Annotated in this window: 11 protein-coding genes; 6 read left to right on the plus strand and 5 right to left on the minus strand. The window is 70.4% G+C overall.

Going from position 1 to position 9,935, the window contains the following annotated elements; genetic code table 11:
• Position 1: 1 nt before the first annotated feature.
• The 3 genes from ACO1X9_RS12770 to ACO1X9_RS12780 are packed head-to-tail and all read left to right on the plus strand — an operon-like array spanning position 2 to position 3,360.
• On the plus strand, positions 2–1,084 hold the full coding sequence (locus ACO1X9_RS12770) for an FAD-dependent monooxygenase (protein WP_486351222.1): 1,083 nt from the start codon (positions 2–4) through the stop codon (positions 1,082–1,084).
• Positions 1,081–2,085, plus strand: a complete 1,005-nt coding sequence (locus ACO1X9_RS12775; protein WP_486351223.1) for a fumarylacetoacetate hydrolase family protein — start codon at positions 1,081–1,083, stop codon at positions 2,083–2,085. The genes ACO1X9_RS12770 and ACO1X9_RS12775 overlap by 4 nt, the downstream gene beginning before the upstream one ends.
• A 48-nt stretch (positions 2,086–2,133) precedes the next feature.
• Positions 2,134–3,360 carry an MFS transporter gene (locus tag ACO1X9_RS12780; RefSeq protein WP_486351224.1) on the plus strand — a complete coding sequence of 409 codons (1,227 nt, stop codon included), beginning with the start codon at positions 2,134–2,136 and terminating at the stop codon, positions 3,358–3,360.
• 3 nt (positions 3,361–3,363) lie between these two features.
• Here the strand turns inward: ACO1X9_RS12780 and ACO1X9_RS12785 are convergent, their stop codons facing one another.
• Both ACO1X9_RS12785 and ACO1X9_RS12790 read right to left on the minus strand, forming a co-directional pair.
• Positions 3,364–4,296, minus strand: a complete 933-nt coding sequence (locus ACO1X9_RS12785) for a LysR substrate-binding domain-containing protein (RefSeq protein WP_486351225.1) — start codon at positions 4,294–4,296, stop codon at positions 3,364–3,366.
• Between the two features lie 26 nt (positions 4,297–4,322).
• Entirely contained in the window at positions 4,323–5,492 is a 1,170-nt protein-coding gene (locus tag ACO1X9_RS12790; RefSeq protein WP_486351226.1) for an alpha/beta hydrolase family protein, read from the minus strand.
• Positions 5,493–5,563: 71 nt separating this feature from the next.
• On the opposite strand from ACO1X9_RS12790, the gene ACO1X9_RS12795 reads away from it, so the two are divergent.
• The 3 genes from ACO1X9_RS12795 to ACO1X9_RS12805 all read left to right on the plus strand — a co-directional run bounded on the left by ACO1X9_RS12795 (position 5,564) and on the right by ACO1X9_RS12805 (position 7,020).
• Positions 5,564–5,977, plus strand: a complete 414-nt coding sequence (locus tag ACO1X9_RS12795; RefSeq protein ID WP_486351227.1) for a DMT family transporter — start codon at positions 5,564–5,566, stop codon at positions 5,975–5,977.
• Positions 5,977–6,315 (plus strand): DMT family transporter, encoded by a 339-nt coding sequence (locus ACO1X9_RS12800; RefSeq protein ID WP_486351228.1) that lies wholly within the window; start codon positions 5,977–5,979, stop codon positions 6,313–6,315. Before ACO1X9_RS12795 ends, ACO1X9_RS12800 begins: the two co-directional genes overlap by 1 nt.
• A 216-nt stretch (positions 6,316–6,531) precedes the next feature.
• Positions 6,532–7,020: an FBP domain-containing protein gene (locus ACO1X9_RS12805; RefSeq protein WP_486351229.1), complete on the plus strand. Its 489-nt coding sequence runs from the start codon at positions 6,532–6,534 to the stop codon at positions 7,018–7,020.
• Between the two features lie 87 nt (positions 7,021–7,107).
• Here the strand turns inward: ACO1X9_RS12805 and ACO1X9_RS12810 are convergent, their stop codons facing one another.
• The 3 genes from ACO1X9_RS12810 to ACO1X9_RS12820 all read right to left on the minus strand — a co-directional run.
• Positions 7,108–8,433: a sugar ABC transporter permease gene (locus ACO1X9_RS12810; protein ID WP_486351230.1), complete on the minus strand. Its 1,326-nt coding sequence runs from the start codon at positions 8,431–8,433 to the stop codon at positions 7,108–7,110.
• The gene (locus ACO1X9_RS12815) at positions 8,430–9,197 is read right to left on the minus strand and encodes an ATP-binding cassette domain-containing protein (RefSeq protein ID WP_486351231.1); all 768 of its coding nucleotides are present in this window, start codon (positions 9,195–9,197) and stop codon (positions 8,430–8,432) included. Before ACO1X9_RS12815 ends, ACO1X9_RS12810 begins: the two co-directional genes overlap by 4 nt.
• A 137-nt stretch (positions 9,198–9,334) precedes the next feature.
• Positions 9,335–9,935, minus strand: a 601-nt coding sequence (locus ACO1X9_RS12820; protein ID WP_486351232.1) for a substrate-binding domain-containing protein, incomplete at its 5' end; no start/stop codon positions are given.

The following is a 9,935-nucleotide window of genomic DNA, read 5'->3' on the forward strand; positions in this document are numbered from 1 at the left end:
ACTGGCCACCGCCATCCTGCTCGCCGAGGACGGCGTCGAGGTCGACGTCTACGAGTCGAAGCCCGAGCTCTCGGCCCTTGGATCGGGCATCACGCTCCAGGGCAACGCCCTGCGCAGCTTCGCACGCCTCGGCATCTGGGAGCAGGTGGAGGCGGCGTGCTGGTCGTCCGACCTGCTCGGCCTCCGTGCGCCCGGCCCCGACGCCGCCGTCATCGCGGTGATCCCCGACGCGAAGACCGGCGGCCCCGACTTCCCCGCCGCCGCCGGGATGTACCGTCCCGAGCTCGCGCAGATCATGCTCGACCGCGCGACGGGACTCGGCGCGCGCGTGCACTACGGCACGACGATCGCCGCGCTCACGCAGAACGCCGACGGCGTCGACCTGACGTTGAGCGACGGCACGACGAGCCGTGTCGACCTGCTCGTCGGCGCCGACGGCCTCAACTCGAGCGTGCGCTCGATGATCGGCATCGACGTCAAGCCGGAGCCGACCGGCATGGGCATCTGGCGCGCCTTCGTGCCGCGTCCGGTAGAGGTGACTCACACCGACCTCTACTACGGCGGCCCGATGTACATCGCGGGCTACTGCCCGACGAGCGAGGACATGATGTACGCCTACCTCGTCGAGGACAAGCAGGACCGCACCGGCCTCACGCCGGAGCAGGGCGTCGAGATCATGCGCGAGGCGTCGCGCGCCTACGGCGGCCCGTGGAACAACATCCGCGAGAGCCTCGGCACCGACTCGCGGGTGAACTACACGTGGTTCACCTCGCACCTCATCGACGGCCCGTGGAACCGCGGCCGCGTCGTGCTCATCGGGGATGCCGCGCACAGCTGCCCCCCGACGATCGCGCAGGGTGGGGCGCAGGCGACCGAGGATGCCCTCGTGCTGTGCGACATCCTCGCCCGCGCGACGGCGGTCGACGACGCCGTCTGGGAGGAGTTCACCGCCCGCCGACTCGAGCGCGCGCGCACGATCGTCGACGCCTCCGTGCAGCTGGGCCGCTGGCAGCTCGATCACGAGCAGGGCGACGTTCCCGCGCTCATGGCGCGCATCGCGGCCCTCACGAGCGTGCCGGCATGAGACTCGCCCGCTGGCTCGTCCCCGATGACGACCGCGTACGCGAGGGCGTCGTGGTCGGCGACCGGGTGGCCGAGCTGCCGTCGGGCACCGGCATCCAGCACCTGCTCGAGGCGGGCCTCGCCCGCGCCCTCGAGGTCGGCGCGGACGTCGAGGCCGGGATGTCGGGCGACGAAGCGGCGCTCGCTGCGGTCACCCTCCTCCCGCCGCTGCGCCCCGCGACGATCCGCGACTTCGTGACCTTCGAGGAGCACGTCGAGGGGATGACGGCGTCGCCCGACGGCGTCTCGCACGTGCCCGACGAGTGGTACGAGTTCCCGACCTTCTACTTCACGAACCCGCACTCGGTGCTCGCCACCGGCGACACCGTGGTCTTCCCGGCGGCCGCCGAGCGCCGCGACTTCGAGCTCGAGGTCGCCGCCGTGATCGGCGGGGTACCCGGGCGGGACGGCGCGCACCTCGCGCCCGACGAGGCCGGCGCGCACATCCTCGGCTACACGATCATGAACGACTGGTCGGCGCGCGACGTGCAGGCCCGCGAGATGGCCGTGCGGCTCGGCCCGGCGAAGGGCAAGGACTTCGCGACGACTCTCGGGCCGGTGATCGTCACCGCCGACGAGGTCGCCGACCTGGTCGACGCCGACGGCTTCCTGCAGCTCGAGGTCGAGGTGCTCGTCAACGGCATCTCGATCGGCACCGACCTGCTGGGCAACATGGGGTGGCCGTTCGCGGACCTCGTCGCCTACGCGAGCCGCGACACGCGCGTCGTGCCGGGGGATGTGCTCGGCTCGGGCACCGCGGGCCGCGGCTGCCTCGCCGAGCTCTGGGGACGCGCGGGCGACCTCACGCCTCCGCCGCTCGTGCCCGGCGACGAGGTCGTGCTGCGCGTCGAGCGGCTCGGCGAGCTGCGCAACGTCGTCGGCCCGTCGCGTCCGACGCCCGAGATCCCGCCCGCCCGTCGCCGCTCGCGCGCCCGGACCCGCGCGGAGCTTCCCGCGCCCTGAGTGTTCCACCCCACTGAAAGTCCACCCCGAAGATCGAAGGAGATCTGAATGTCGACCACAACCGCCCCCCGGACGGCGACGACGGCGCAAGCGCTGCCGCTGCTGTTCGCGAGCTGCATGTCGGTGCTCGGCGCCGTGCTGCTCACCCCGGTCATCCCGCAGCTCATGGCCCAATTCGGCGGCAGCCCGCTCGTGCTGCTCATCATCTCGGCACCCGCCCTGATGATCGCCGTGTTCGCGCCGTTCGCGGGACAGATCGCCGACCGCGTCGGCCGCAAGAACCTGCTCGTCGTGACGATGTTCCTCTACGCGATCGTCGGCACCGCGCCGATCTGGCTTCCCGCGGATCTGAACCTCATCCTCGTGAGCCGGCTGCTCGTCGGCGTCTGCGAGGCGGCGATCATGACGTGCTGCACCACGCTCATCGGCGACTACTTCTCCGGTGACCGCCGCAACAAGTACTTCGGACTCCAGTCGGTGTTCACGACGATCTCGGCGACGATCTTCATCCTCGTCGGCGGCATCCTCGGTGGCGCCGGCGGCTGGCGCACGCCGTTCTTCGTCTACGGCATCTCGGTGATCATCGGCATCTGGATCGCCGTCGCCGTGTGGGAGCCGAAGAAGACCGAGGCGGCGCGTGCCGCCGAGGCCGCGCAGGCCAAGACCCGCATCCCGTGGCGTCTGCTGGCTCTGCCGCTCATCGTCACCCTCTTCGGCGGTTTCGCGTTCTTCGTCGTGCTCGTCGAGCCGCCGGTCATCTACGGCACGCTCGGACTCACCGACCCGCAGGCGATCGGCCCGATCTCGGCGGCGGCGTCGATCGCGACGGCGATTCTCGCGTTCCTCTTCGCGCGGCTCGCGCGGCTCGGTGCGAAGGTGCTGCTGCCGGTCGCGTTCGGCGCGATGGCCGTCGGCTACGTCATCGTCTGGATCGCAGCGGGCGCCGGCTCGCTGCCCGGCGTCATCGCCGGCGTGCTCGTCGCGAGCGCCGGTACGGGCCTCCTCCTGCCGACGCTCGTCGCGTGGTCGGTGGGTCGCATCCCGTTCGCCTCGCGCGGTCGCTCGACGGGCGTGTGGACGTCGGCCTTCTTCCTCGGCCAGTTCCTCACCCCGCTCATCGTCGGCGCGATCCAGGGCGCGCTCTCGATCGAGGTCGCGATGGCGGTCGGCATCGTCGGCATCGTCTGCGCGGTCGTCGCGATCGCGCTCGCCGCGGCCGTGAAGCCCGGCCCGATCGTCGCCGAGTCGGCGGGCGACCCGGTCGCCGCGGCGTAGCCGCTAGCTCTCGCCGAGGCCGGACAGCTCTCGTCCGGCCTCGGCGAAGAGCGACCGCATCCACACGTGCTCCGGATCCCGGTCGTGCACGGGATGCCACCACAGCGCGTTGCTGATGGGCGTCGGCTCGAACGGCGGGGCGACGACCCGCACCCCGTGGTGGTGCGCGACGAACGGCGCGAGCCGCGCCTGCACGAGCCCGAGTCGCCGGGTGCCCGCGATGAACGCCGGCATCGCGAGGAAGCCCTCGACGACCGCGTCGATGCGCGGCTCCACGCCGAGCTCGTGCAGCTGGCGCCCGGCTGGCGTGAAAGCGGCCTGCGACTGGTACGTGAACACCCACGGTGACGCCGCCGCGACCTCCATCGTGATGCGATCGCCGACCTCCGGGTTGTCGGTCGCCACGACGCCCACCCAGCCGTCGGTGAACAGGTCGAGGTAGGGCAGGTTGTCGACGGGGCCGTGGGGGATGAGCACGCCGTCGGCCGTGCGCAGCCGATGCGCGACGTCTTCGATGAACTGCGGGTTGTGGAGGTTGAAGCGGAAGCGCACACCGGGCGCCCGCTCGGCGGCGAGCGCCGAGACGCGCTGACCCGCCGTCACGAAGGAGTAGTCCGAGCCGTAGATCGTGAACTCGCGCGTCGAGTCGCTCGCGTCGAAGTCGGCGTGCGCGGCGAACACCCGGCGTGCCGACTCGAGGGCGATCGCCGTCTGGTCGGCGAGCCGCACGGCGAGCGGCGAGAGCACGTAGTTGTTGCCCTCGCGCACGAGGATCGGATCGTCGAAGTGCACCCGCAGGCGCGCGAGAGACGCGCTGAGTGCCGGCTGGCTGAGTCCAAGGCGCTCCGCCGCGCGCGTGACGCTCCGCTCACTGAGCAGCGCGTCGAGCGCGACCAGCAGATTCAGGTCGAGTCGGGAGAGCGGCTTCGTCGCCATCGGGCCCAGGCTAGCGCGGCGGACGGTCAGGCCCGCAGCTCGGCGAAGGTCTCGGAGATCCAGTCGGCGATGAAGCCGCCGACGTACGTGAGGTTGTCGATCGAGATGTGCTCGGTGCCGCCCTCGGGCTCGTCGAAGATCCTCAACTCGCGTTTCGGCGAGTTCACGGCCTGCTCGTAGGACCGGTGCGCGTACTCGACCGGGATCTGCCGGTCGTTCGCGCCGTGCGTGATGAGGAACGGCACCGTGATGCGCTCCACCACACCGTCGAGCTTCACGTCCGCGGTCTTCGCGAGGAACTCCTCCATCGAGGACGCGCCCCACACCCACTGCACGTGGTTCCAGTAGTGCGGCACGGGGTTCTCACCCTCGCGCTGCAGGCGGCGCTGCTGCACGGCGGCCCAGTCGTGGTTCGCGCCCCACGCGACGACGAGGGCGATCCGCTTCTCGAAGGCGGCGGCCCGCGGGGCGTAGTACCCGCCGAGCGACCAGCCGGTGATGCCGATGGCCTGCGGGTCGACGTCGCCCCGCGATTCGAGGTAGTCGACACAGGCCGCGGCCCACACCTCGGTGTCGTAGCGCGACGTGAGTCCGCGCATCCGGAGGGCCTCGCCCGAGCCGGGGGTGTCGACCATGAGCGTCGCGATGCCGCGGCGGGCGAGCATCTGCGGGAAGCCGGAGTAGTACATCATCTCCTTGGTCGAGTCGAGCCCGTTCCAGAGGATGATGACCGGCGGCATCGTGCCCGCGGGCACGTGGGTCGGGTCGGCGGGATGGAAGTAGCCCGGGAGGCTCGTGCCCTCGTACGGCACCTCGACGGTCGTGACGGGGCTGTCGGAGAGCTCGATGTGCCGCAGCAGCAGGTCGATCGACTTCTGGTACGCGGCCTTGCGGCCCTCCCACCCCGGCGCCTGGAGGCGTTCGGCCTGCGACGTGTAGAGGCTCGCGCGGTAGAGCTTGTCGCCCGCGCCGATGCGCCGGCCCCGTGCGATGTCGTCGTCGGCGGAGGCGATGAGCCGGTCGGCGACGGCGGCCCACGACGCGTAGAGCAGCTCCGTGCCGACATCGTCGCCGTTCTGGGACGCCTCGAGCACGGGCTTGCAGGCCCGGTCGACCTCGTCGATGAACCCGCCGTTGTTGAGCGCGGCGACCGCCGCCATGCTCCAGACGTAGTTGGTGGGGAAGTACATGAACATCGCAGGGCCTCCGGTCGCGTCGTCGCGCTCTCGTCACGCTACGGAGACGCCGAGCATCCGGGAACTTGAGAATGGTGATCCTCCCCATCCACGTCACTGATGTGAGCGAGGACTGGTTGGATCGTGTCGTGAAGTGGATGCTCCTCGCCGCCGCGATCCTCACCGAGGTCGCCGCGAGCCTCTCGCTCAAGGCGTCGCTGACCCAGCCGGGGTTCGTCGTGGTGGTCGTCGTCGGCTACCTCGCGGCGTTCACCTGCCTGTCGCTCGCGCTGCGCCGCGGGATGCCGCTCGGCGTCGCCTACGGCATCTGGGCCGCGGCGGGGGTCGCGCTCACCGCGCTGCTCTCGGCGGCGATCTTCGGCGAGCCGTTGACCCCGCTCATGCTCGGCGGCATCGCGCTCGTGATCGCAGGCGTCCTGTGCGTCGAACTCGGCTCACACCGCAAGGCGGCCCCGGCATCCGCCCCCGCCGCAGAGGTGCGGTGATGGCGTGGCTGTTCCTCGCCGGCGCGATCCTCACCGAGGTCGCCGCGACGCTGTCGCTGCGCGTCGCCTCGACGACGAAGGGGAAGCCCTACGGCTGGTACGCGGTCGTCGGCGTCGGATATCTCGCGGCGTTCACGTTCCTCACTCTCGCGCTCGACGCGGGGATGCCCCTCGGCGTCGCCTACGGCATCTGGTCGGCGGTGGGCGTCGCGCTCACTGCGATCTTCAGCCGCGTGTTCTTCAAGGAGTCGCTCACCGGGCTCATGATCGTCGGCATCATCCTCATCATCGGCGGGGTGCTCCTCATCGAGCTCGGCTCCGCTTCGGTGGTCGAGTAGCGCCGACGGGGTCTGCCGAAACCTCGGCGTTAACTCGCCCCCGTGAGATCGAACGAGACGCCCGCGGGGCGGAAGGCGGTATGCGGCGCGCACAGCGCCGGCCCGAGGTAGCTCTTCTCGAGCACGCCTTTCCCCGCACTCTGCGGTTTCCCGACGGCCCACCGTCGATCGATCTCCCCGCCGCCCCTCGCGACCCCCTCCGAATCGGAGCACCTCATGCACGCCCTCACCGCGGATGCCGTCCGCGCCTCCTTCGTCAACGTCACCGTCCGCGAGCGCAAGGCGATCCTGCCGCCCGACGACCTCACCGAGCACGACTGGACGCTGCTCGACTATCTCGGCTGGCGCGACCCGAAGAGTCCGCTGCTCGGGTACGTCGTGCTGCCCACTCCCGACGGCCCCGTCGGGGTGCTGCTGCGCCAAGCCGAGGCGACGCCGCGCAGCCGCGCCCAGTGCTCGTGGTGCGAAGACACCCGGCTGCCCAACGACGTCGTGTTCTTCGCGGCGAAGCGGGCGGGGGATGCCGGCCGCAAGGGCGACACGCTCGGCACGCTCGTCTGCGCGCGGTTCGAGTGCTCGGTCAACGTGCGGCGTCAGGCGCCGCTGTCGTACGTCGGCTTCGATGTCGAGGCGGAGCGGCAGCGCCGCATCCTGAGCCTGCGCGAGCGTGTCGCGGCGTTCGCCGACCGGGTGCGGGTCGGCTGACGCCCGACACGCCACGAGGGGTCGCTGTGAGGGCATATCGCGGTGCGCGACTGCCCCGACAGCGACCCCTCGCGTCGGGTGAGCCTGTTAGGTGCGCAGGATCGAGCCGCCCGCACGCTTGCGCGAGACGGCGTCCACCGTCGCGGCGAGGATGAGCACACCGCCCGTGACGGCGTAGTTCACGCCGGCCGGGAGGTTGAGCAGGCCGAGGCCGTTGGTGATGACGGCGATCACGAGCGCGCCGATCGCGGCGTGGATGAGACGCCCGCGCCCGCCGAAGAGGCTCACGCCGCCGACGACCGCTGCCGCCACCCCGGACAGCACGAGGTCGCGGCCCATGGCCGCATCCACCGACCCGACCTTGGATGCCGAGAACAGACCGGCGAGCACGGCCAGGCCCGACGCGACGATGAACGCGGTCCAGCGGATGAGCACGATCTTGACGCCCGCGCGCCGTGCGGCTTCGGCGTTGCCGCCGATCGCGTAGATGTAGCGGCCGTACTTCGTGCGGTCGAGCACGAAGGTGCCGAGCCAGAGGATCGCGAGCACGATCGGCACGACGATCGGCACGCCCTCGACGACGTTGCCGCCGACCGCCTCGCCGTTCAGCATCGTCGGGGCCTGCCCGCGGTTGCGGTTGAGCAGGAAGACCACGAGTCCGCCGAGCACGAGGATCGTGCCGAGCTTGGCGAAGACGAGCGTGATCGTGCGGTTGGGCACTCCCGCCCGCGTGCGACGTGCGCGATCCCAGAAGGCGGTGGCCGCCGAGACGAGCAGGATGACGGCGAGCATCGCCCATCCCGCCCAGGGCGGGAGGTTGCTGTTCTGGATCGCGATGATCTCGGGCACCTGCACGCGGATGGCACCGGCTCCGCCGATGACGACGAGCTGCACCCCCTGCAGGCCCAGGAACAACCCGAGCGTCACGACGAACGAGGGGATGCCGACTTGCGCGACGAAGAACCCGATGAACGTTCCGATGGCGAGCCCGACCGCGAACGCGATGACGAGGGCGAGGATCCACGGCACCGAGAAGCGCGAGATGAGCACGACGAAGATGGCCATCGACGTTCCCGCCGTGACACCCGCCGAGAGATCGATCTCGCCGAGCAGGATCACGAAGACGAGCGCCATGCCGAGCATGACGAGCGTCGCGGCCTGCGTCGCGAGGTTGGCGAAGTTGCGCTCGGTGAGGAAGTACTGGTTGCCGAGGATCACCTGGCTGAGGATCGTGAACAGGATGCTCAGCACGATGAAACCGGCGACCGCGGGCAGGGCGCCCATCTCGCCGTGGCGCACGCGCTGGAGCCACCCCTTCACCTGATCCATGAGGCTGCCCTCCTGGCCGGAGCCGATCAGGTCGTTCGACGACATGACGTGTCCCGTGGGCGTGCCGTCGTGCTGGGCGCTCATGCGTTCGTCCCCACTGCGTTAGTCGAATCCGGGGTCTTCGTTCCGGTGATGTAGCCGACGACGTCGTCGCGCGTGGTGCTGGCGACATCCAGCTCGGCGACCATCTGGCCGAGGTAGAGCACCGAGACGTAGTCGGCGACCTCGAACACGTCGGCGAGGTTGTGGCTGATGATGATGACCGCGACGCCCTGGTCGGCGAGTCGGCGCACGAGGTTGAGCACCTGCTCGGTCTCCGCGACGCCGAGCGCGGCGGTCGGCTCGTCGAGGATGACGACCCGTGCCTTCTTGAGCACGGCACGCGCGATCGCGACGGTCTGGCGCTGGCCGCCGGACAGCGACGAGACCTTCTGCCGCACCGACTTCACGGTGCGGACGGAGAGTGAGCGCAGGGTGTCCGACGCCTCCTTCTCCATGAGGCCCTCGTCGAAGGTGCCGAACGACGTCTCCTCGCGACCGAGGAACATGTTCTGCACGATGTCGAGGTTGTCGGCGAGCGCAAGGTCCTGGTAGACGACCTCGATGCCGAGACGAGCGGCTTCGCGCGGCGTGTGCAGATGCACGTCCACGCCGTCGAAGCGCACGCTCCCCGAGTCGTAGGGCTGCACGCCGGCGAGTCCCTTGATGAGGGTCGACTTTCCGGCGCCGTTGTCGCCGACGAGTGCGGTGACCTTGCCGGGGTACGCCTTGAGGTTCACCCCCTTCAGCACGCTCACGGGGCCGAAACTCTTGACGACCCCTTCGAGTTCGATGATCGGCACATCCATGCCTGGGTTCCTTTCGACGTCGTTGTCGCGTGCAGTCAGTCTGTCGCGACGACCCCCGTGGGGGAAGAGAAGGGTGGGGCCCCGGGCCGACCCCTGCGGGTGGCCCGGGGCCCCAGATACTTCAGTGCACGGCTAGATCAGCTGATGCCGAACTCGGCGCACTTCGCGGCAGCGTCACCGGCGCACACCTCGGCGGCCGAGGCGTCGCCGGCGTCGATGACGTCCTTGACGTTCTCGGGACGGGTGTAGATCGGGTCGACCGTGATGAACGGCGTGCCGTCCTCGAGCTCGAGGTCGGCCTCCGGGCTCTCGCCGTTGAGAAGGGCGATCGCGGTCTCGACCGCGGCCTCCGCCTCGAGCTTGACCGGCTTGTAGACCGTGGCCCACTGCTTGCCCAGGAGCACGTTCTGCAGACCCGCGACCGAGGCATCCTGACCCGAGACCGGAACAACGAGGTTGTTCTTGTCGAGGATCGTGATGACGCCCGCGGCGTTGGTGTCATTGGCCGCCCAGACGGCGTCGACGACGCCGCCGTTGGCGGTCAGGGCCTGCTCGAAGTTGGTCGCCGACTTGTCGCCGTCCCAGACTCCCGGGGGCTCCGCCACGGGGGTGATGCCGGCGGCCTCCATGACCTCGACAGCGCCCTCGCGGAACATGGCCGCGTTGCCGTCGGCGGCGTCGCCACCGATGTAGAAGACCGCCGCGGGGGCCGGGTCCTTGCCGGCGGGCTCGAGGCCC

It is taken from the genome of Pseudolysinimonas sp. (assembly GCF_057350545.1).